20 protein-coding genes are annotated in these 21,672 nt (G+C 68.7%); 8 read left to right on the forward strand and 12 right to left on the reverse strand.

Annotated elements, in window-relative coordinates; all coding sequences use genetic code 11:
* From lnt to ACFDTH_RS09555, 3 genes are all read left to right on the forward strand, one after another.
* A partial coding sequence (lnt, locus tag ACFDTH_RS09545; RefSeq protein ID WP_375287290.1) for an apolipoprotein N-acyltransferase occupies positions 1-1,374 on the forward strand: 1,374 nt, incomplete at its 5' end.
* A 41-nt stretch (positions 1,375-1,415) separates the two neighbouring features.
* A complete protein-coding gene (gene metK / locus ACFDTH_RS09550) occupies positions 1,416-2,633 on the forward strand; it encodes a methionine adenosyltransferase (RefSeq protein ID WP_375287291.1) in 1,218 nt (405 codons plus the stop codon).
* A 60-nt stretch (positions 2,634-2,693) separates the two neighbouring features.
* A complete protein-coding gene (locus ACFDTH_RS09555) occupies positions 2,694-3,707 on the forward strand; it encodes a hypothetical protein (protein ID WP_375287292.1) in 1,014 nt (337 codons plus the stop codon).
* 3 nt (positions 3,708-3,710) lie between these two features.
* Here ACFDTH_RS09555 and ACFDTH_RS09560 read toward each other — a convergent pair whose 3' ends face one another.
* Complete coding sequence (locus tag ACFDTH_RS09560; RefSeq protein ID WP_375287293.1) at positions 3,711-4,352, reverse strand: phosphatase PAP2 family protein; 642 nt, start codon at positions 4,350-4,352, stop codon at positions 3,711-3,713.
* A 38-nt stretch (positions 4,353-4,390) separates the two neighbouring features.
* Entirely contained in the window at positions 4,391-6,430 is a 2,040-nt protein-coding gene (locus tag ACFDTH_RS09565; protein ID WP_375287294.1) for a glycoside hydrolase family 97 protein, read from the reverse strand.
* Between the two features lie 50 nt (positions 6,431-6,480).
* Here ACFDTH_RS09565 and ACFDTH_RS09570 point away from each other — a divergent pair, with 50 nt between their 5' ends.
* Together ACFDTH_RS09570 and ACFDTH_RS09575 are read left to right on the forward strand one after the other, a co-directional pair.
* Positions 6,481-8,529, forward strand: coding sequence for an NAD(+) synthase (locus tag ACFDTH_RS09570; protein ID WP_375287295.1), 2,049 nt, complete (start codon positions 6,481-6,483; stop codon positions 8,527-8,529).
* Between the two features lie 181 nt (positions 8,530-8,710).
* Positions 8,711-9,868: an acyl-CoA dehydrogenase family protein gene (locus tag ACFDTH_RS09575; RefSeq protein ID WP_375287296.1), complete on the forward strand. Its 1,158-nt coding sequence runs from the start codon at positions 8,711-8,713 to the stop codon at positions 9,866-9,868.
* 119 nt (positions 9,869-9,987) lie between these two features.
* Here the strand turns inward: ACFDTH_RS09575 and ACFDTH_RS09580 are convergent, their stop codons facing one another.
* Positions 9,988-10,752: a hypothetical protein gene (locus ACFDTH_RS09580; RefSeq protein WP_375287297.1), complete on the reverse strand. Its 765-nt coding sequence runs from the start codon at positions 10,750-10,752 to the stop codon at positions 9,988-9,990.
* Positions 10,752-12,803 carry a TonB-dependent receptor domain-containing protein gene (locus ACFDTH_RS09585; RefSeq protein ID WP_375287298.1) on the reverse strand — a complete coding sequence of 684 codons (2,052 nt, stop codon included), beginning with the start codon at positions 12,801-12,803 and terminating at the stop codon, positions 10,752-10,754. The genes ACFDTH_RS09580 and ACFDTH_RS09585 overlap by 1 nt, the downstream gene beginning before the upstream one ends.
* 161 nt (positions 12,804-12,964) lie before the next feature.
* Here ACFDTH_RS09585 and ACFDTH_RS09590 point away from each other — a divergent pair, with 161 nt between their 5' ends.
* Positions 12,965-14,599: a long-chain-fatty-acid--CoA ligase gene (locus ACFDTH_RS09590; protein WP_375287299.1), complete on the forward strand. Its 1,635-nt coding sequence runs from the start codon at positions 12,965-12,967 to the stop codon at positions 14,597-14,599.
* A gap of 124 nt (positions 14,600-14,723) precedes the next feature.
* Here ACFDTH_RS09590 and ACFDTH_RS09595 read toward each other — a convergent pair whose 3' ends face one another.
* The 4 genes from ACFDTH_RS09595 to ACFDTH_RS09610 all read right to left on the reverse strand — a co-directional run bounded on the left by ACFDTH_RS09595 (position 14,724) and on the right by ACFDTH_RS09610 (position 17,025).
* Complete coding sequence (locus tag ACFDTH_RS09595; RefSeq protein ID WP_375287300.1) at positions 14,724-14,918, reverse strand: hypothetical protein; 195 nt, start codon at positions 14,916-14,918, stop codon at positions 14,724-14,726.
* Positions 14,918-15,130 (reverse strand): hypothetical protein, encoded by a 213-nt coding sequence (locus ACFDTH_RS09600; protein ID WP_375287301.1) that lies wholly within the window; start codon positions 15,128-15,130, stop codon positions 14,918-14,920. The genes ACFDTH_RS09595 and ACFDTH_RS09600 overlap by 1 nt, the downstream gene beginning before the upstream one ends.
* A 197-nt stretch (positions 15,131-15,327) precedes the next feature.
* Positions 15,328-16,716: a class II fumarate hydratase gene (gene fumC / locus ACFDTH_RS09605; protein ID WP_375287302.1), complete on the reverse strand. Its 1,389-nt coding sequence runs from the start codon at positions 16,714-16,716 to the stop codon at positions 15,328-15,330.
* 105 nt (positions 16,717-16,821) lie between these two features.
* Positions 16,822-17,025: a hypothetical protein gene (locus ACFDTH_RS09610; RefSeq protein ID WP_375287303.1), complete on the reverse strand. Its 204-nt coding sequence runs from the start codon at positions 17,023-17,025 to the stop codon at positions 16,822-16,824.
* A gap of 96 nt (positions 17,026-17,121) precedes the next feature.
* Here ACFDTH_RS09610 and ACFDTH_RS09615 point away from each other — a divergent pair, with 96 nt between their 5' ends.
* Complete coding sequence (locus ACFDTH_RS09615) at positions 17,122-17,283, forward strand: hypothetical protein (RefSeq protein WP_375287304.1); 162 nt, start codon at positions 17,122-17,124, stop codon at positions 17,281-17,283.
* An 8-nt stretch (positions 17,284-17,291) separates the two neighbouring features.
* On the opposite strand, the gene glpX is transcribed toward ACFDTH_RS09615, so the two are convergent.
* From glpX to ACFDTH_RS09635, 4 genes are all read right to left on the reverse strand, one after another.
* Positions 17,292-18,260 carry a class II fructose-bisphosphatase gene (gene glpX / locus ACFDTH_RS09620; protein ID WP_375287305.1) on the reverse strand — a complete coding sequence of 323 codons (969 nt, stop codon included), beginning with the start codon at positions 18,258-18,260 and terminating at the stop codon, positions 17,292-17,294.
* Positions 18,261-18,327: 67 nt separating this feature from the next.
* A complete protein-coding gene (locus ACFDTH_RS09625) occupies positions 18,328-19,089 on the reverse strand; it encodes a glutaminyl-peptide cyclotransferase (protein WP_375287306.1) in 762 nt (253 codons plus the stop codon).
* 4 nt (positions 19,090-19,093) lie between these two features.
* Entirely contained in the window at positions 19,094-19,897 is an 804-nt protein-coding gene (gene dapD, locus ACFDTH_RS09630) for a 2,3,4,5-tetrahydropyridine-2,6-dicarboxylate N-succinyltransferase (protein WP_375287307.1), read from the reverse strand.
* The gene (locus ACFDTH_RS09635; protein ID WP_375287316.1) at positions 19,894-20,559 is read right to left on the reverse strand and encodes a pyrimidine 5'-nucleotidase; all 666 of its coding nucleotides are present in this window, start codon (positions 20,557-20,559) and stop codon (positions 19,894-19,896) included. The genes dapD and ACFDTH_RS09635 overlap by 4 nt, the downstream gene beginning before the upstream one ends.
* A gap of 79 nt (positions 20,560-20,638) precedes the next feature.
* Here ACFDTH_RS09635 and ACFDTH_RS09640 point away from each other — a divergent pair, with 79 nt between their 5' ends.
* Positions 20,639-21,658 (forward strand): LLM class flavin-dependent oxidoreductase, encoded by a 1,020-nt coding sequence (locus tag ACFDTH_RS09640; RefSeq protein ID WP_375287308.1) that lies wholly within the window; start codon positions 20,639-20,641, stop codon positions 21,656-21,658.
* The last annotated feature ends 14 nt before the right edge of the window (positions 21,659-21,672 follow it).

The following is a 21,672-nucleotide window of genomic DNA, read 5'->3' on the forward strand; positions in this document are numbered from 1 at the left end:
CTGTTCGGCGTCGGCCATTTCACCATCAACGACAATTGGTTCCAGCACGCCTTCGACTTCCAGGACAAAATGCCGCCCGCGCTCGGCTATGCCGCGCCGCTGGCGCTGGCGCTGTACCTGGCGGTCTATCCGGCACTGGCGGCGGGGGTCGCTTGGCGCTTCCGCCGACGGCGGCCGGACGCGGCGTTCGCCTTCATCTTCGGAGCGGCATGGATCGTCAGCGAGTGGCTGCGCAGCGTGGTGTTCACCGGCTATGCTTGGGACCCGATCGGCGTGATCTGGGTGCCGGTGCAGCCGGTCGCCGCGCTCGCCGCCTACATGGGCACCTATGCGCTGTCCGGCCTGACCGTGCTGCTCGCCGGCCTGCTGCTGCTGGTGCCCCGCCGGCCGGTGCCGGTGATCGCCGCAGCGGGGGGCTTTGTGCTGCTGGGCGGGGCGCAGGCGATCAGCTATCGCGAGCCCGCCACGCCCGCGGCGGTGCCCGCCGATGCTCCGCGGATCGCCGTCGTCCAGCCCAACATCGCGCAGGACGCCACCGGCGAGGTGGACGCGGAGGCGATGCTCGCGCGGCTGATCCGCCTGTCCGGAGGCCCCCGCCCCTACCCGCGGCTGGTGACCTGGCCCGAAGGCGTGGTGCGGCAGTTCATCGAGGAGGGCTATCCCGACTACGCCTATGGCGGGGACGATCCCTATGCGATCCGCCGCCGGATGGCCGCGACGCTGGGCCCGCGCGACATGCTGCTGGCGGGGGGCACCGCACTCCAGTTCAACGATGCGGGCAATGCAGTCAGCGCCGCAAATTCGGTGTTCGCGCTGAACCCGCAGGCGCGGATCACCGCGCGCTACGACAAGGCGCACCTCGTTCCCTATGGCGAATATCTGCCGATGCCCTGGCTCCTGAAGCCGCTGGGGCTCGACAAGATCCTGCCCGGCAACATCGACGCGCTCGCCGGCCCCGGCCCGCGTGCGCTGGACCTGACCGGCTTCGGCAGCATCGGCGTGCAGGTCTGCTACGAGATCATCTTTTCCGGCCAGGTGATCGGGCCCGAGCGGCCGCGGCTGCTCTTCAATCCCTCCAACGATGCCTGGTTCGGCAAATGGGGCCCGCCCCAGCATCTGGCGCAAGCGCGGATGCGCGCGATCGAGGAAGGCCTGCCGATCGTGCGCGCCACCCCCACCGGCATTTCCGCGGTGATCGCGGCGGATGGCGCGCTGCTCGCCACCATCCCGCACGAGCGTGCCGGGCGGATCGAGGTGACCCTGCTCCCGCCGCTGCCACCGACCCTCTTCTCGCGGCTCGGCAATCTCGCCGCTGCGCTGGTCGCCGCCGCGCTGTTCGTCGCCGGCATTGCGTTGCGGCGCCGACGCAGGTAGATATAAAGCTTTCCTTATATCGTTATCTCACCGGAGCTCCGATGCGCCAGTCGTTCCTGTTCACTTCCGAATCGGTCTCCGAAGGCCATCCCGACAAGGTCGCGGACCAGATTTCCGACGCGATCGTCGACCTGTTCCTTGCCAAGGATCCTCAGGCGCGCGTCGCCTGCGAGACGATGACGACGACCAACAAGGTGGTGCTCGCCGGCGAGATTCGCGGCCGCGGCATTTACGAGAATGGCGAATGGGCGCCGGGCGTGCTCGACGAGATCGAAGCGGCGGCGCGCGCGACGGTGAAGCGCATCGGCTATGAGCAGGACGGCTTTCACTGGCAGACGTTCGATTTCTCGAACAACCTCCACGGCCAGTCTGCCGAGATCGCGATGGGCGTTGACGAGGCCGGCAACAAGGACGAGGGCGCCGGCGACCAGGGCATCATGTTCGGCTATGCCACCGACGAGACCCCGGGTCTGATGCCCGCCACCCTCTATTACAGCCACAAGATCTTGGAGCGACTGGCGGCGGACCGCCATTCGGGCGCCGCGCCCTTCCTGGAGCCCGACGCGAAGAGCCAGGTCACGCTCGCCTATGAGAATGAGAAGCCGGTGCGCGCCACCGCGCTGGTCGTCTCCACCCAGCACAAGCGCGGCTATTGCGAGAAGGGCGAGCATGCCGATGCCGCGAAGTACGGCGAGTTGCGCGACTATGTGCTCGGCGTGATGAAGGACGTGCTGCCCGCCGGCTTCGTCACCGACGAGACCAAGGTGTACATCAACCCGACGGGCGCGTTCGAGATCGGCGGGCCGGACGGCGACGCGGGCCTCACCGGCCGCAAGATCATCGTCGACACCTATGGCGGCGCGGCGCCGCACGGCGGCGGCGCGTTCAGCGGCAAGGACCCGACCAAGGTCGACCGCTCGGCGGCTTATGTCGCGCGCTATCTCGCCAAGAACGTGGTCGCCGCCGGCCTCGCCCGCCGCGTCACCATCCAGCTCTCCTATGCGATCGGCATCGCCGAGCCGCTGAGCGTCTATGTCGACACGCACGGCACCGGCACCGTCGAGGAGGCGAAGCTGGAGGCGGTGCTGCCGCAGCTCGTCCGCCTGACCCCGAAGGGCATCCGCGAGCACCTGAAGCTCAACGCCCCGATCTACTCGCGCACCGCCGCTTACGGCCATTTCGGCCGCGATGCGGACGGGACCCACTTCACCTGGGAAGCGACCGACCTGGTGGAGAAGCTGAAGGCGGCGGTGGCCTGAGCGGATTGATCCGCCGCTGAATGTCGCTAGCCTCCCTCGCCGGTGTGGGGGAGGATGACGATGCGGTGGATGATGGGGCTGGCGGCGCTGGCGTTGACGGTGTCCGCAGACGCACGCGACCTTGACATACCGTTGGAGAAGGGCTGGCAGCATGCTCGCAGTGGGCTGATCCTGCGACCGAGGATTGCCGAGTTCGTCCGCACCGGGATCAGCGACTCCACCGCGGACGAGCTCGACGTTGCCGCTCAGTTCCGCTCAACGCAGGACGGCACGATCCTGACCATATTCGTGTTCAGGCCGGCTGGTGGTGGCGTAGCCCTGTGGTTCGATCGTGCGCGCACCGCTTTGGAACAGAACAAGGCGTTCGGCAGTGTTTCTCCGCTCACGTCGGAGAGCGTGTTCGCGCTGCCCGGTCGCACGACAGCAAGCGCGATGCGCCAAGCCTTCACCGCATCTTCAGCTGCTTATCGCGGGACAGCCGTTGCGATCGTCCCGATTGGTGAATGGCTGGTCGCGGTGCGGGTTTCCGGCCCTGCCGAAGGCGCATCGATAGATGCCAGGCTTACTGCCGTTCTCGCAGCAATTGATTGGCCTGCCTCGACTGACGCGGCGGCGACATCTGTCGAACCCTGCCCCGAGCCGCTGCGCTTCGCCAAGGCCAAGCAGCGCAAACCCGACATGATGCAGGGGCTAATGGCTGGCGCATTGGCCAGTGCCCTCGCAGAAGAGGCCGCCAAGACGAAGGATGAACCGGCCGAGGCGCCGCTCTGCCGCGATGCGACGCCGCCAACATCCATGTTCGGCGTGTACCGGCGCACCGGCCAAGAAGGCTATCTGCTTGCACTCGGCGATGCTGGGCGGATCGTGGTCGTCTCCCCCTCGCTCACGTCGCTTCTGGTCGACAGAAAGCCGGGCTTTGCGGTCTCCTTCAACGACCTCGATGGCAGCACCTCGCACTTTCCGGAGTTCGATCGCCTGCCGAGACCCGAGCAGGTCGTCGACACAGTGATGCGCGGCACGCCAGTGTCGCGGACCAGCGACGGGGGCAAGAACATCACCATCAACGCCAAATGATCTTCAGCTCGGATGCGCCTCAACCTCCACCAGCGCCGATGCCTCCGAGCGGCGCGCGCGGCGGCGTTCCAGCAGGCGCTCGCCCGCATCCAGCGCGGCGTCGGCGATGCGTTCGCTGAGCCAGCCGATCGCGGCGCCGGCGGCGACGTCGCTGATGTAGTGCTTGCCGCGCGGCAGTTGCACCGCGCCGACCGCGCCCGCGGCGAGGCGGGCGGGGAGCGCCGCGGCGGGCATTTCCGCCGCCACCGCCTCCGCCGCGGCGACCGCGCCGGCGGTATGGCCCGATGGGAAGGAGTTGAGCGACGGATCGGCGGTCCCATGGCCGTCCTTCAGCTTGTGCTTGCCATCCTCCAGCGCGCGCGCCGGGCGGGTGCGGTCGACGCTGCCCTTCAGCACGGTCTTGAGCCCGGTCGCGATCGCGTGCGCGGCGAGCATGCGCGCGCCCGCCCGCGCCAGCGCCGGCTGGCGGAGCACGAGCCCGAGCACCAGCGAGCCGCCCGCCACCACTGCGAGCGGGGGCTGGTCGGCGATCTCGCTAACGATCCCGGGAATCGCGATCAGCGGGTCATCGCGGTGCTTCGCCGCCTTGGCGCTCGCCTTGTGTTCGGCCTTGGCCAGTTTCTTCGCCTTCTTGTTCTTGCCCATGGGCGCCTCCTGCTCGGAGCGGACAAGCGCTCCGCGCGTCAGCGTGTTCCCGCCGCGAAGCGGATCGCCTGCCCGCCGCCGGGCGCCAGCCGCAGCAACATCGTGTCGCCGCGCCGGACCGTGCGCTTCTCGATCATGAACCGGTGTCGCGTCTCGGTGCGATAGTCGGTGTTGTCGGCATCGCGATAGATCTCGGCGGTGTAGCTACGGCCGGAATCGAGAAAGTCGAGTTTTACGGGAAGCACCCGCGCCTGCTCGTCGCCGATCGCGCCCAAATACCAGTCGTTCGAGCCCTTGGCCTTGCGCGCCACCGTCGCATAGTCGCCGACCTCACCGTTCAGCACGCGGGTGTCGGACCAGTCGGTCGGCACGTCGCGGATGAACTTCAGCGGGCCGGGCAGCGCCGCATAGGTCTCGGGCGTATCCGCCGCCATCACCACGGGAGAGTAGATCGCCACGTAGAGCGCCAGCTGCTTGGCCACTGTGGAGGGGATCGCGCTGTCGTTCGATCCCTTGAGGCTGAGGATGCCGGGCGTGATGTCCATCGGCCCGCCGAGCAATTGGGTGAAGACCAGGTTCGCCTCATGCTCGGGCGGGTTCTTGTCCTGCCAGCTCATATATTCCATGCCGCGCCCGCCCTCGCGCGTCAGCATGTTGGGCCAGGTGCGGCGCAGGCCGGTGTCCTTGACCGGCTCGTGCGCGTCGATGCCGACGCGGTGACGCGCGGCGGTCTCGACCACGCGGGCGTGGTGGTTCACCATCCACTGCCCCTCATGCCACTCGCGCCGGGCGATGCCATCCGCGTCGATCCGCTCGATCTGGCCCGCGTCGGCGACATAGCCGGTCTTCACCGCAGGGATGCCGTGCGCCTCGGCGTAAGCGAACGCCCGCTCCAGCTGCGCCTCATAACTGGCGACGCCGCCGGCGGTCTCGTGGTGGCCGATCAGGTGAACGCCCTTGGCCTCGGCGTAACGCTGGAGCGCCGCCGCGTCGAAATCCTCGGTCGGCGTGTCGAACTTCATCGCGCGGCCGCCGCCCCAGTCGCCATCCCAGCCGACGTTCCACCCCTCCACCAGCACGCCGGGGATGCGGTTGGCGGCGGCGAAGTCGATATAGCTCTTCACGTTGGCGGTGGTGGCGCCGTGATTGGGCCCGCGCTCCCAGGTCCAGGGCCCGCGGATCATCTTCCACCAGATGCCGACGAACTTGCCCGGCTTCACCCAGGAGACATCGCCCAAACGGTTGGGCGCGTTGAGGTTCAGCCCGATCCGGCTCGCCGCATACAGGCCGGGCGCGTCGTCGGCGATGGCGATCGTGCGCCACGGCGTCGAGAAGCCCGCCGCGCGCGACACCGCCGGTCCGCCCGCCCCCGGCGTCAGGTCCGCGGCGAAGGTGGTGCCAATGGTCCGCCGCAGGTTCATCGCGGCATAGTCGACCAGCGCCGCCTCGTGCAGCGCGACGTGCGTGCCGCCGGCCAGCCTCACCGTCATCACGGTCTGCGCGGTGCCGACCGCGTCGAGCGGCGTGCGGTTGTAAAGATATTCCTCGCGGTTCCACAGATAGGCGGGCTTCCACCAGGCGGTGCCGCCCTCGGCAAAGGCGAATTGCGTCAGTTCGCCGGCGATGTTGGCCTGCTTCAACTTCTCCTGTGCCGGCAGGGTGTATCGAAAACCGACGCCCTCGTCGAAGACACGGAAGGTCACCGCCATCTCGCGGCGCAGATGCGTGGTCTCGCGCAGGCGGACGGTGAGCTCGTTGTGATGGTCGCGGATGCTGGACCATTCGCCCCAGGGCTGGGTCCAGGTCTCGTCGTGCGTGCCGCGTGCGGTGCCGGTGATCGCAAGGCGCTTCTCGATCTTGGGCGCGTCGGTGAACAGGAACCCCAGCCCGCTGGCGGCGATCACCGCCTTGCCGTCGCGCCGCACCGCATAGAGCGCGCGCCCGTCTCCATCGGTGCGCACCGTCACCGTGATCCGTCCGTCTGGAGAGGCGACCTGCACGGACGTGTCCGGCGCCTGCGCGAGGGTGGGAGTGGCAAGGCTGAGGGCGAAGGCGGCGGCAAGGCAGGTGCGGAGCATGACGCCCCTGTAGCGCGGAACGCATCATCGGCGTAACCGCTTGCCTCACCATGACCCGCTTCCGCTCGATCCACGCGCACGGCATGCTCCGCGTCGCCGCCGCCACCCCGGTCGCCACCGTCGGCGACCCCGCCGCCAATGCCGCCGCCGCGATCGCGCTGGCGCAGCAGGCGGACGGCAGGGCAGTGGACCTCGTCGTCTATCCCGAACTCAACCTCACCTCCTACGCCATCGATGACCTGCACATGCAGGCGGCGATGCAGCGCGCGACGCTGGCGGCGATCGAGCAGGTCCGCGCGGCGAGCGAGGCGTTGCGCCCGGTGCTGCTGGTCGGCGCCGCGCTGGTGCGTGAGGGGCGACTGTTCAATTGCGCGCTGGCGATCGCGCGCGGGCGGGTGCTGGGCGTGGTGCCCAAGATCTTCCTGCCCAACTACCGCGAATATTATGAGAAGCGCTGGTTCGCGAGCGGCGCGGGGCTCACCGGCCTCACCATCGAGCTGAACGGCGAGAGCGTGCCCTTCGGCCCGGACCTTCTGTTCGCCGCCACGGACCTGCCGCACTTCGTGTTCCATGCGGAGATCTGCGAGGATTACTGGTCCCCCACCCCGCCCTCCACTACCGGCGCGCTGGCGGGGGCCTTGGTCTGCTGCAACCTGTCCGCGTCCAATGTGGTGATCGGCAAGTCGCGCGAGCGGATGATGCTGTCCGCCTCGCAGTCGGCCCGCGCGGTGTGTGCCTATGTCTATTCCGCCGCCGGGCCGGGGGAGAGCACCACCGATCTCGCCTGGGACGGCCAGGGCAGCGTGCACGAACTGGGCGAGCTGCTCGCCCAGTCGACGCGCTTCATGCACGATCCCGAGCTGGTCGTCGCGGATGTCGACTGCGAACGGCTGATCCAGGAGCGGCTGCGCACCGGCACCTTCGGCGACGCCGCCATCTTCGCCGGCCGGCCGGAGACCCGCTTCCGCCGGATCGCCTTCGACCACCAGCCCGATTTCGCCGACACCGGCCTGTCCCGCGCGATCCGCCGCTTTCCCTTCGTTCCCAACGATCCCGCCAAGCGCGACGAGGATTGCTACGAGGCGTTCAACATCCAGGTCGAGGGGCTGGCCAAGCGCTTCGTCGCCGCAGGGGCGCAGCGGCTGGTGATCGGCATCTCGGGCGGGCTCGATTCCACTCATGCGCTGCTCGTCGCGGCCAAGGCGGTGGACCGGATCGGCCGCGACCGCGCCGACATTCTCGGCATCACCATGCCCGGCTTCGCCACCGGCACGGAGAGCAAGGGCAATGCCTGGGCGCTGATGCGCGCGCTGGGCATCACCGCGGAGGAGATCGACATCAAGCCCGCCGCGCGCCAGATGCTCGGCGACCTCGGCCATCCCTTCGCCGGCGGCGAGCCGGTGTACGACATCACCTTCGAGAACGTGCAGGCGGGGTTGCGCACCGACTACCTCTTCCGCCTCGCCAACCAGCGCGCCGGCATGGTGGTCGGCACCGGCGATCTTTCCGAACTGGCGCTGGGCTGGTGCACCTATGGCGTCGGCGACCAGATGAGCCATTACGGCGTCAACGCCGGCGTGCCCAAGACGCTGATCCAATTCCTGATCCGCTGGTGCATCGACACCGGGCAATATGACGCCGAGACCAACCGCGTGCTCGACGCGATCCTCGCCCAGGAGATCAGCCCCGAACTGGTCCCCGCCGACGAGACCGGCGCGATGCAGAGCACCGAGGCCAAGATCGGCCCCTACCCGCTCAACGACTTCTTTGCGCATTACGTGATCCGCCACGGGTTGGCGCCATCCAAGATCGCCTTCCTCGCCTGGCATGCCTGGCAGGACGCCGCGGCGGGCGCGTGGCCGCAGGGTTACCCGGAAGCGAAAAGGGTCGCCTACGACCTGCCGACGATCCGCCACTGGCTGGAGCGTTTCCTGGTGCGCTTCTTCCAGACGAGCCAGTTCAAGCGCTCGGCGCTGCCCAACGGGCCGAAAGTCTCCGCCGGCGGTGCGCTGAGCCCCCGCGGCGACTGGCGCGCGCCTTCCGACGGCACCGCCGCGGCGTGGCTGGCGGAGCTGGAGGCGAACTGCCCGAAAGCCTGATCCTCCCCGTTCACGGGGAGGTGGCAGCGCGCAGCGTAACGGAGGGGCGTCCGCCCCAGGTGCCGCACCCAGCCGCACCGCGCCTCCACCAGCTTCGCTGGTTCCCCTCCCCACTGCGTGGGGAGGAACAGGGTTGCGCTCTCCGCCTCGCTCCTCAACTGAGGTGAGAAGAGGAGAGACCATGTCAGACGCCGCCACCATCGCCGCCAGGGTCGAAGCCTTCGTCCGCGAGGTCGTCGCCCCCTATGAGCGCGATCCGCGCTGCGGCGCGCACGGCCCCTCCGAGGATCTCGTCCGCGAACTGCGCGCAAGGGCGAAGGACGCCGGCGTCCTCACGCCGCACATCCTGGCAGACGGCACCCACCTCCACCACCGCGAGGTCGCGATCATCCTGCGCGCCGCCGGCCTGTCCCCCCTCGGCCCGGTCGCCACCAACGTCGCCGCGCCGGACGAGGGCAACATGTACCTGCTCGGCCAGCGCGCCAGCGACGAGCAGAAGGCGCGTTTCCTCGCGCCCCTGATCGCCGGCGAGGCGCGCAGCGCCTTCTTCATGACCGAACCCGCCGCGGAGGGCGGCGCCGGCTCTGACCCGTCGATGCTCCAGACCACCGCCACGCGCGACGGCAACCAATGGAGGATCGACGGGCGCAAGGCGTTCATCACCGGCGCGGAAGGCGCTAAGGTCGGCATCGTCATGGCCAAGGCCGACGAGGGCGCGACCCTGTTCCTCGTCGACCTGCCCGATCCCGCGATCCGCATCGAGCGCGTTCTGGACACGATCGACAGCTCGATGCCCGGCGGCCACGCCATCGTCGCCATCGACGGGCTGCGCGTGCCCGCCGACCAGATGCTCGGCGCGCCCGGCGAGGGGTTCCAGCTCGCTCAGGTCCGCCTCGCCCCCGCCCGCCTCACCCATTGCATGCGCTGGCTGGGCGCCTGCACCCGCGCGCACGAGATCGCGGTGGATTACGCGAATCGCCGCCACGCCTTCGGCAAGCCGCTGGTCGACCATGAGGGCGTCGGCTTCATGCTCGCCGAGAACCTCATCGACCTCAAGCAGGCCGAGCTGATGATCGACTGGTGCGCCGGCGTGCTCGATACCGGCGCGCTCGGCACCGCCGAAAGCTCGATGGCCAAGGTGGCGGTGTCGGAAGCGCTGATGCGCATCGCCGACCGCTGCGTCCAGGTGATGGGCGGCACCGGCGTGTCGGGCGACACGATCGTCGAACAGGTGTTCCGCGAGGTCCGCGCCTTCCGCATTTACGACGGGCCCACCGAGGTCCACAAATGGAGCCTCGCCAAGAAGATCAAGCGCGAGTGGAAGACGGCGAACGGCTGAGGGCCGCTTCGGCACGGGCGCAACGCCTCCCCGGCGAAGGCCGGGGCCCAGTGGCGAGCGTTCCGATGCTGGGCCCCGGCCTTCGCCGGGGAGGCGGCTATCGGTCAGTCGACTGGAAACTAACGCGGTTCGGCGGCAATAACGTAATCGTGCCCCGTCGCCAGGCCACCGTCACGCGCGATCAGCGCCAGCGCCTCCGCCTGCAACGCCGTCGCATGCGCCTCCAGCGCCGCCGCCAGCCCGCGGTCCGCCAGCCGGGCGAGCCGCGGCGTGCACATCGCGATCTGCGCGCGGACGAAGCGTTCGCCGAAGCGGATCGGAAAGCGCTCTGCCGAGGTCGGCGCGAAGCCCGAGCGGCGCAGTGCGTCGATCACCCACTCGGCCGGACATTCGCGGTACGGCCGCTCCCCGGCGAGCAGCAGGCACGAGTCGCGCAGCCGCCCGATCCGCCACACGATGCGCGCTGCAGGATCGGCCGGTTCGTCGGCGGGAACATAGGGGTCGAGCCCGATTACGTAGAGCCGCCGCCCGGTCAGCGGGAGCAGCCGCGCGAAAAGCCGCTCCTGGAAATATGGCGCGAAGCCGTCGATCGCGCCGAGCAGATAATCGGCCAGCACGGTGTCGTAGGTCTCGCCGGCGAGCAGCGCCGGGTCCGCCCAATTGCCCAGCACGATCCGGTCGGCCGGCCGCCGCCTCGCCTCGGACAAGTCGCGCACCTGCCGCGCATGCCCCTCCGCGCCGGTCACCGCGGTCCAGCGCTCAGTCGCGAGCGTCTGGAGCCAGCGGATCGAACCCGAGCCGGTCCCCGCATCAAGGAAGGCGCCCCAGGGCCGGTCCCCCTGGAGCGCCTCGACATGCCGGAACAGTCCCGACGCAGCCGTCATCAGAAGACGGTGCGCAGCCCGAACACGAAGTTACGCCCGCGCAAGGGCGACGCATTCTTGATGAACGAGGTGTGGTTGTATGCCAGCGAATCGGTCAGGTTGCTGCCGCGCACATAGAGTTCGGCGCTGCGCTCGCCGATCGGTAGCCGGTACGAGATCGTCGCGTTGACCATGTCATAACCGGGCGTCCGCGTCTCATAGTCGGCGATGCGATCCTGCTCGAACGCGCGGAAATATTCCGCATCGGCGCTGAAGTTGCCGAACCGCAGGTCGCCGCGCGCGCCCAGCCGGGCGGCGGGAATGCGCGGCAGGTCGCCGCCGTCGTTCTTGAACTTGGCGCGCACATAGTCACCGAACACCGCCAGTCCCAGGTTTTCGTTGAAGCTGTGGTGGATCTCGCCGTCGACGCCGGTGAAGGTGGCGTCGCGCTGCGTGTAGCGGATCAGGCGGAAGTCCTCGAACCGGTCCAGCGTGTCGGCGAAGATGTAGCCGTCGAAATCCTGGTGATAGGCGCCCAGCGTGAAGTGCGTGTTGCCCGAGGACTTGCGCAGCGTCACGTCGATCGAGTGCGCGGTCTCCTTGTCGAGGCCGAGGTCGCCGATCTCATAGGTGTTGGTGGCGAGGTGGACGCCGCGGGCGAACAGCTCCTGCGCCGCCGGCGCGCGCTGCGACCGGGCGAGCGACAGCGCCACCGAATAGCCGCTCTCGGCTTCCCACACCGCCGCGCCCGAGACGGAGAAGGGATTATGCTCCACCCGCCCCTGCACGCTGCCGATGCGCTGCCATTCGTGCCGCGCCGCCAGTTCGAAGCGGACCGGCCCCGCCTGCAGCGTTTCCATCAGGAACAGCGCGGTGTTGCTTGTCTCGCTCTGCGGCAGATAGGCCTCCAGGCCGGTCGCGCTGAAATCGCTCTCGGCATGCTGAACGCCGAAGGTGCCACGCAATCCGCCCAGCGGTTTGTGCGCCAGTTCGAAGCGGAGGTCGCGCCCCTTGTTGCGGAAGGTGGTCGCCACCTCCTCGTGCTCGATCTCCTGGTGGACGTAATCGGTGAACGACAGGCGGAAGCGCATCCGCTCGAAACCGGGCAGCGGGTCCTCGTAATCGCTGCGGATGTCCCAGCGCTCGCTGCGCAGCTTCACATAGGGGACCTCCTCATGCTCCTCCTCGTGTTCATGTTCATGCTCGTGGTCATGATCATGATCGTGCCCGCCACAATGCAGGCTGGAGCCATGGGGGTGGCAGTCCTCGTAGTCGTGGCTGTGGCCGGGCAGGCCGTATTCGCTGTGCTGCTCGGTATAGGCGACGCCTAGATAGCCGCGCTCCCCCACCCATGCGCCGCCGACCGAAACGGTGGAGGTGTCGTTGTACGAACCATGGACGCGGTCCTCGCCGAAGGCATCGGGCACGCGATAATCGTCGCTGGAACGATGCACGCCCTCGGCATGGATCGCAAAATTGCCGACGCCCACGGTGACGCCGCCGACCACCGAGCGCTCGTCGTCCGCGGTGCCCAGTCGCCCTTCCGCGACGCCCTCGATGCCGTTGGTGGGGATCGCGGTGGGGATCTTCGTATCGAGCAGGTTGACCGCCCCGCCGATCGCACCGCCGCCGTACAGCAGGGTCGCCGGACCACGAAGCACCTCGATGCCGCGCAGCAACAGCGGCTCGGTGACCACGGCATGGTCGGGCGAGACGCGCGAGGCATCCTGAATCTCCGACGCATCGGACAGCACCTGCACCCGTGGCGCGGTCTGGCCGCGAATCACGGGGCGGCTCGATCCACCCCCGAAATTGTCGAAGTTCACGCCCGGCTGCCCCGCCAGCGTCTCGCCCAGCGTCGCCTGGCGGCGGTGGACCAGCTCGTCGCCGGTCAGCGTCAGCACCGGGGTCGCGGTCTCGTCGGCGCGCTGGCGCAGCGTGGAAGCGGTGACGACAATGTCGTCGGCGCGATGGGTGTCCCCCGGTCGGGCCTGCGTCTGCGCCTGGGCGGGCAGCGACAGGCCGATGGCGGCCCCTGCCGCCGTCGACAGAAGCACGGTACGATACATCATATTGTCCTCCCTTTGGAGGGGCCGTTATGATGTAACATTGAACAGCGCAATCGGTCGCGGTCGCCAGCAACACAACGCAATATCCGACCCGTTTACCTGCCGATTCCCACGGTGCACATTGCCCCCGACCGGCACAGCCGGCGCTGCACCAAGGAGAGCCAATGCGTGGATTAATGCAGGACGTGCCGCTGACGGTGGACCGCATCCTCGATCACGCCGCGAGCTGGCATCGATCGCGTGAGATCGTGACCCGCGACCTCGCGGGACGCATCACCCGCAGCGACTATGCCGCCGTCCACTGCCTCGCCAAAAGGATCAGCGCCGCGCTGCTGCGCGATGGCGTTGGCCCGGGCGACCGGGTCGCCACCATGGGTTGGAACGGTGACCGCCATCTCGCCAGCTGGTATGGCGCCGCGGGGATCGGCGCGGTGCTCCACACGCTCAACCCGCGACTGTTCGGGGAGCAGATCGCCTATATCGCCAACCACGCCGGCGACCGCATCCTGCTCGCCGATCCGTGCCGTGCCGACCAGATCGCCGAGCTGCTGCCGCAGGTGCCGTCGATCGAACGGGTGATCTTCTTCTGCGCGGCCGGCGACCAGCCGACGACATCCTATCCCGCGCTATCCTTCGATGCCTGGCTGGAAGGGACCGACGCGGACACTGCCTGGGGTGGCTTCGACGAGAACGAGGCGTGCGGACTCTGCTACACCTCGGGCACCACCGGCAATCCGAAGGGCGTGCTTTATTCGCACCGGTCGAACTATCTGCACGCGATGATGACGCTCCAGGCCGATGCGCTGGCGCTGTCCGCACGCGACACGGTGCTGCTGGTGGTGCCGATGTACCACGCCAATGCCTGGGGCGTGGTCTATTCCGCCCCCATGGTCGGGGCGAAGCTGGTCCTCCCCGGCCCGCGCATGGACGGCCAGTCGATCTACGACCTGATTGAGGCCGAGGGCGTCACCTACTCCGCCGCGGTGCCGACAGTGTGGCAGGGGCTGCTCCAGCACCTGCGCGATACCGGCCAGCGTTTCTCAACGCTCCAGCGCGTCACCATCGGCGGCTCGGCCGTGCCCGAGTCGCTGGTGCGCGGTTTTGCCGAATACGGCGTCGATGTCGTCCAGGGCTGGGGCATGACGGAGACCTCGCCGCTCGCCACCATCTCCTCGCCGACGCCCGAGGTGCTGGCGATGGACGCGGACGAACAGGTGCGCTTCAAGACCAAGCAGGGACGGCTGGTCGCGGGACTGGAGTTCAAGCTGGTCGACGATGCCGGCACCCGTCTGCCCCATGATGGCCAGACACCCGGCCGGCTGCTGATCCGGGGGCCGACGATCACCAGCGGCTATTTCGGCGGCGAGGGCGGTGACATCCTTGACGAAGACGGCTTCTTCGACACCGGTGACGTCGCGACGCTCGACCAATACGGCTACATGCAGATCACCGACCGCGCCAAGGATGTGGTCAAGTCCGGCGGTGAGTGGATCAGCTCGATCGAGATCGAGAACCTCGCCACCGCGCATTCCGCGGTGCACATCGCCGCGGTGATCGGCGTCGCGCACCCGAAATGGGACGAAAGGCCGATCCTGCTCTGCCAGCTGACGCCCGGCGCGAGTGCGACCAGAGAGGACCTTACCGCCTTCCTGGACGGCAAGATCGCGCGCTGGTGGATGCCCGATGACGTGCTGTTCGTGGACGAGATCCCGCTCGGTGCCACCGGCAAGATCGACAAGAAGCTGATCCGGCAGCGGCTCGCGGGCTATGTGCTGCCGTTCAGGGAAGATGCGGCCTAGCGGACCGCTGCAAACCCACCCCGTTCGTGCTGAGCGAAGTCGAAACACCTGGCGGGCGCTACGCTTGCCCTTCGACTTCGCTCAGGCGAACGGGACGTAGTGAGTTAAGTCGGTCAGACCACTCTCAAATCCGCGACCCACGCCGCCGATCATGCGCCTTCTTCGCGACATAGGCCCCTCCCAGCAGCATGCCGAGCGGCCCCATCCGCGTCGCGGCGCGCGCCGCGAGGGTGCCGAGCACCGCGCCCTTGAAGCCGCCGCGGCCATCGCGACGATCGATCTCGCGGCCCACCAGCGCGCCGATCACGCTACGCAACATCACTCATCTCCTCCGAAAGCGGCATCCTTGAGCTCGCCCAGGCCACGCAATACTGCCCAGCCGACCGCATAGGTGATCGCCACCGGCAGCACGACCTTCAGAACATTGGCGGCCACCGCGCCGTAGATCGCACCGTCAGCCGACGAATCGTCGTCGCCGCTCATGCTGTCGATCACGCCGCCAACCAGCGCGCCGATTGTGGTTGCTCCCATGTGCAAGCTCCTTCGCACAGGGAAGCGCGCGAGGGCGGGCGCGGTTCCCGCCCCCGTTCCCGTTCATGCTGAGGAAGGACTGAGCGCAGCGAAGGCCTGTCTCGAAGCACGCCTCGCCCGGGTCCTTCGAGACGCGTCTTCGCGTGCGCTCAGCCGCTCCTCAGGACGAGCGGAGTTCGTTCATGTCCCCGATCGAGCTACCCGATCATCGTCTCCGGCCGCACGAACTTGTCGAACGTCGCCTCATCCACCAGCCCCAGCGCCAGCCCGCTCTCCTTGAGCGTCAGCCCCTTCTCGTGCGCATTCTTGGCGATCTTGGCGGCATTGTCATAGCCGATCGCCGGGGCGAGCGCGGTGACCAGCATCAGCGATCGGCCGACCAGGTCCGCGATCTGCCGCTCGTTGGCCTCGATCCCGTCGACGCAGCGCTCGGCGAAGCTGACCATGCCGGTGGCGAGCAGGTGGATCGAGCGCAGCACGTTGGCGCCGATCAGCGGCATGAACACGTTGAGCTCGAAATGGCCCTGCATGCCGCCGGTGGTCACCGCCACGTTGTTGCCGATCACCTGCGCGGCGACCATCGTCAGCGACTCGCACTGGGTGGGATTCACCTTGCCCGGCATGATCGAGCTGCCCGGCTCGTTGGCGGGCAGCGACAGCTCGCCCAGTCCCGAACGCGGGCCCGAGCCGAGGAAGCGGATGTCGTTGGCGATCTTGTTGAGCGCCACCGCCAAGGTATTGAGCGCGCCCGAGAAGAAGACCAGGCCGTCCTTGGCGGCGAGCTGCTCGAACTTGTTGGGCGCAGGCTCGAATGCGGAACCCGCGATGTCGCTGATTGCCGCGCTCATGTCCTCCGCCCAGCCCTCCGGCGCGTTGAGCCCGGTGCCGACCGCGGTGCCGCCGATCGCCAGCTTTCTAAGGTTGCCGTTCATCGCGCCGAGGATGCGGTGCTTGCAGCTGGCGAGCTGCGCGGCATAGCCGCCGAATTCCTGCCCGAGCGTCAGCGGCGTCGCATCCTGGGTGTGGGTGCGGCCGATCTTGACGATATCCTTCCACGCCTCCGCCTTGGCGGCGAGCGAGGCGGTGAGTTGGTCGAGCGCGGGCAGCAGCGCCTTTTCCGCCGCCAGCACCGCCGCGACGTGCAGCGCGGTGGGGAAGCTGTCGTTGGACGACTGGCTCATGTTGACATGGTCGTTGGGGTGCACCGGGCTCTTGCCGCCACGCTTGCCCGACAGCACCTCGTTGGCGCGGCCGGCGATCACCTCGTTGACGTTCATGTTGGTCTGGGTGCCGCTGCCCGTCTGCCAGATCACCAGCGGGAACTGGTCGTCCAGCTTGCCGTCGGTGATCTCGGTCGCCGCCGCCTCGATCGCATCGGCGATCTCGCCCGCCATGCCATGCTTGCGGTTCACCCGCGCCGCGGCCTGCTTCACGATCGCCTGCGCATGAACGATGCCGAGCGGCATCCGCTCGGTGGAGCCAAAGGGGAAGTTCTCGATCGACCGCTGCGTCTGCGCCGCCCAATAGGCCTCGGCGGGAACCTCGATGGCGCCGATCGAGTCGGTTTCGGTGCGGGTATCGGTCATGCGGGCGCGCCTCTTCGTGCTGGAATGGTTTGCGCCGCGGGATAGCGGGGCGCGGAGGGCGCGTCACCCCGCATGGGCACCCGAAAGGCCTTCCGGACAAACCCTCTAGTGGAGCGTCCCCGCGACGCTGTCGTCCGTCAGCGCGACGATCAGCCGCTCGATGGTCCGCCAGCGACAGAAATGGATGACGTTACCCAGATCGCGGCTGCGCCCGGCGCGGGCGGCGGCCTCCAGGCTGGCGGCGGGGCCGTGCGCGGCGATCAGCGCGTCGGCATCTTCGAACAGGCGGTGGTCGGCAAGAAAGGTCATTGCCACGCAGCCCTAGCGCGCAAAGGTCGCCAAGCCGCGAGCGGGAAAGGTAAACGGGGGTTCCACCCTGCCCGGCCGCGTGGCAGGAGCGCGGCCATGTCCACGCGCTCCCCCTCCGCCGGCGGCTTCCCGATCGCGATCGGCGTGATCGGCGGCACGGTCGCCGGCCTCGCCACCGGCCAGCCGACGATCGGCTTTCTTGCCGGCCTTGGCCTCGGCATCGCGGTGGCGGTCGCGATCTGGCTCAGGGGCCGCTGACGACCGCCTCAACGGTCGAGGCGATGCTCCCCCTTCACCCAGCGCACGGTGCCCGACGAGGCGCGCATCACCACGCTCTCGGTGGTCATCTTGTCACCGCGCCGCTTGACGCCGTCGAGCAGCGAGCCGTCGGTGACGCCGGTCGCCGCGAAGATGCAGTCGCCGCTCGCCAGCTCGCTGATGTCATACTGCTTGTCGAGATCGGTGATGCCCCATTTGCGCGCGCGGCCGCGCTCGTCGTCGTTGCGGAAGAGGAGCCGGCCCTTGAACTGGCCGCCGACGCAGCGCAGCGCCGCGCTGGCCAATACGCCCTCGGGCGCGCCACCCGTGCCCATATAGACGTCAATGGTCGTGTCGGGATCGGTGGTGGCGATCACGCCGGCAACGTCGCCGTCGCCGATCAGCATCACGCCGCAGCCGATCTGGCGCAGTTCGGCGATCAGCTTCTCGTGGCGCGGGCGATCGAGCACGCAGGCGATGATCTCGGACGGGGCGCAGCCCTTCGCCGCGGCGATCGCCTTGATGTTCTCGGTGGGCGAGCGATCGAGGTCGATCACGCCGGCGGGGTAGCCCGGGCCGACCGCGATCTTGTCCATGTACACGTCCGGCGCGTTGAGCAGGCAGCCCTTCTCGGCGATCGCCAGCACCGCCAGGCTGTTCGGCCCCGCCTTGGCGCAGATCGTGGTGCCCTCCAGCGGATCGAGCGCGATGTCGATCTCGGGGCCCTTCCCCAGCCCGACCTTCTCGCCGATGTAGAGCATCGGCGCCTCGTCGCGCTCGCCCTCGCCGATCACCACGGTGCCGTCCATGTAGAGGTCGTTGAAAGCGGCGCGCATCGCCTCGACGGCGGCGGCATCGGCCGCCTTTTCGTCGCCGCGGCCGACCAGGGTGGAGGCGGCGATCGCCGCGGCCTCGGTGACGCGGACCATTTCGAGCACGAGGACACGGTCGAGGACCTGGCTGGCGTTCGTCGTCATCGTTTCCCCATCTCCCTTTTCGCGAGGGGCGATAGGCGGCGCGCGCTGGCCTGTCGATAGGGTCCGGTCAGGCGGCAGGCGGCCAGGCGATGCGGAACACGCGTGGCCAGAGCTTGCCCGTCACATAGAGCCGGCGCGCCTTGCGGTCCCAGGCGATGCCGTTGGGCACCGCCTCCGCATCCGCCGCGGCGATCTCGCGGACCAAAGCGGACAGGTCGATCAGCCCCGTGACCCGGCCGGAGGCGGGGTCGATGCGAACGATCGCATTGGCGTGCCACACGTTGGCGAGGATCTCGCCATCGACGATCTCGATCTCGTTGAGGTCGCGCAGCGGCGCCCCGCGCAGTGTCACGGCGATCGTGCGCTTCACCGCCAGCGTCTTCGGATCGAGCACCCGCAGCGTCGCAGAGCCGTCGGACATGACCAGCAGCGGGCCGTCGCTGGCCAGCCCCCAGCCCTCACCCTGATAGCGGAACGCACCCACCTTCCGAAAATCGGCGGCGCGCCAGCGGAAGCCGGTGCCGTGCTGCCAGGTAAGGCTTAGGATCTCGCCGCCCACCTGCGCGATCCCCTCGCCGAAATAGGGCGCGGGCACCGCGGCCTGGCGCAGCACCCGGCCCGTCTTCGGATCGACCTTGCGGATGAACGAGCGGCCGACATGACCGGTGCTCTCGTAGAAAGCACCGCCCTCGACGAAGAACCCCTGCGTGAAGGCGGTCGCGTCGTGCGGCAGCCGTTCGAGCACCTGCGCCTGCGCGACCGGCAGCGGCGCATCAGCGACCGATGCCGCCGGCACCAAGGCGAGCAGCAGGGCGAGCAGCAGCCGCACCCGTTCAGTCCCGCAGCAGCTCGTTGATGCTGGTCTTCGATCGGGTCTGCGCGTCCACCCGCTTGACGATCACCGCGCAATAGAGCCCGAGGTCGCCACCAGTGGAGCCGGGCACCACCACCGCATAGGGCGGTACCTCGCCGCGGAATACCTCGCCGGTCGCCCGGTCGATGATCTTGGTGGAGGCGCCGAGATACACGCCCATCGACAGCACCGCGCCCTCGCCGACGCGCACGCCCTCCGCCACCTCGGAGCGGGCGCCGATGAAGGCGCCGTCACCGATGATCACCGGATCGGCCTGGAGCGGCTCCAGCACCCCGCCGATGCCCGCGCCACCCGAGAGGTGGACGTTGCGACCGATCTGCGCGCAGCTGCCCACCGTCGCCCAGGTGTCCACCATCGTGCCTCCGCCGACATAGGCGCCGATGTTGACGAAGCTCGGCATCAGGATCGCCCCCTTGCCGACGAACGCGCCGCGGCGGACGATGCTGCCCGGCACCGCACGGAAGCCGGCGGCGCGAAACTCGGGCTCGTTCCAGCCGGCGAACTTGGTCGGCACCTTGTCGAACCACGGCCCGCCGGGGACCAGCGCGTTGTCGTTGAGCCGGAAGCTCAGCAGCACCGCCTTCTTGAGCCACTGGTTGACGCGCCAGCCGCCGGTCTCGTCCGGCTCCGCCACCCGCGCCGCGCCGCTGTCGAGCAGCGCCAGCGCCTCTTCCACGGCGTCGCGTACCGCACCTGTGGTGGTCAGGTTCAGCGTGTCGCGCGCATCCCATGCGGCATCGATCGTGGCAGCAAGGTCGGTCATCGAGTCTCCAGGGCGGTTTCTAGCCAGGTGGTGATGTCGTCGGTGACGAAGTCCACATAGGTGCGGTCGGCGTCGTGGTGCTGCTCGGAGCCGTTGTCCACCCAGACGGTGGTCATGCCGATCGCCTTCGCGGGCTTCAGGTTGCGCGCCATGTCCTCGACGAACAGCGCACGGCTTGGCGCGATGTCAAAGGCGCGGCAGAGGCCGGCATAGGCGCTGGGATCGGGCTTGGGCACCAGGTCCATCGCATGGATGTCGTGGACCGCCTCGAAGCTCTCGCCCAGCCCGAGCCGGTCAAGCACCTTCAAGGCATAGGGCTTGTCGCCATTGGTGAAGACCAATTTGCGCCCCGGCAGCCGCGCGATCGCGGCGGCGAGCGGCGCATTCGCTTCCAGCGCATCCATCTCGATGTCATGAACATAGGCGAGGAAGGCGTGCGGATCGACCTGGTGCTCCGCCATCAGCCCGGCGAGCGTGGTGCCATGCTCCAGGAAATAGTCCTTCTGGAGCCGCCATGCAGCCTCGCGGTCGAGCCCGAGCAACTCGGCGACGAACTGCGTCATCCGCCGATCGATATGGCCGAACAGGTCCGCCCGCGCCGGATAGAGCGTGTTATCGAGATCGAAGATCCAGGTGTCGACATGGGCGAGCGCGGGCAGCATCGCCGCGCGCTCTAGGTCGCCCGCGCACGATAGCCAAGCCATGCCGCGGCCAAGCCGACCTGTTTGGCGGAGCGGCGGCATGCCCCCCATGTTCGCGGGCATGAAGCTATCCTTCCTCGATCTCGTCCCCGTCACCGAAGGCGGCAGCGTTGCACAGGCGCTGGCCAATGCCGCGGACCTTGCCCGCCATGCCGAAACGCTCGGCTACCAGCGTTATTGGGTGGCCGAGCACCATGGCATGGACGGGATAGCCTCCGCCGCCACCGCGGTGGTGATCGCGCATATCGGCGCGGCCACCAGCACCATCCGCGTCGGCGCGGGCGGGATCATGCTGCCCAACAGCGCGCCGCTCCAGATCGCCGAACAGTTCGGGACGCTCGACGCATTGTTTCCCGGCCGCATCGACCTGGGGCTTGGCCGCGCGCCGGGTTCGGATCAGCGCGTCGCCCGAGCGCTGCGCCGCACGCTCGACAGCGATCCCAACGGCTTCCCCAACGACGTGGTCGAGCTGCAGAGCTATTTCGCCGATGACGGGCGAACCGGGATCACCGCCACGCCTGGCGCGGGCGCGAAGCCGGAGATGTGGATCCTAGGCTCCAGCCTGTTCGGCGCGCAGCTCGCCGCCATCCTCGGCCTGCCCTATGCCTTCGCCTCGCACTTCGCGCCCGACGCGCTCGATCAGGCGCTGGACATCTACCGACGCGATTTCCGCCCCTCCGCGGTGCTGGACAAGCCCTATGCGATGGCGGGGTTCAACGTCTTCGCCGCCGACACCGCAGAGGAGGCGGAGCTGCTCGCCTCCTCACAGGCGCAGTCGTTCGTGCGGCTGCGCACCACGGGCGTGCCCGGACGCCTGCCGCCACCTTTACCGGACTATCGCGCTTCGCTGGGCACGCAGGGCAATGCGATCCTCGGCCAGGTATTGCGCTGTTCAGCGATCGGCACGCGCGAAACCGTCGCTGACGGGCTGGCCGACTTCGTCCGACGCACGGGCGTGGACGAGGTGATGGTCGCCAGCTCGATCTTCGATCCGGCGGCGCGGCGGCACAGCCTGGCGCTGACCGCCCGGGCAGTGCGCCAGCCCGAGGCCGTCAGCTGAAGGACGGGGGGAAC

This window comes from Sphingomonas sp. (assembly GCF_042096255.1).
GTDB lineage: Bacteria > Pseudomonadota > Alphaproteobacteria > Sphingomonadales > Sphingomonadaceae > Sphingomonas.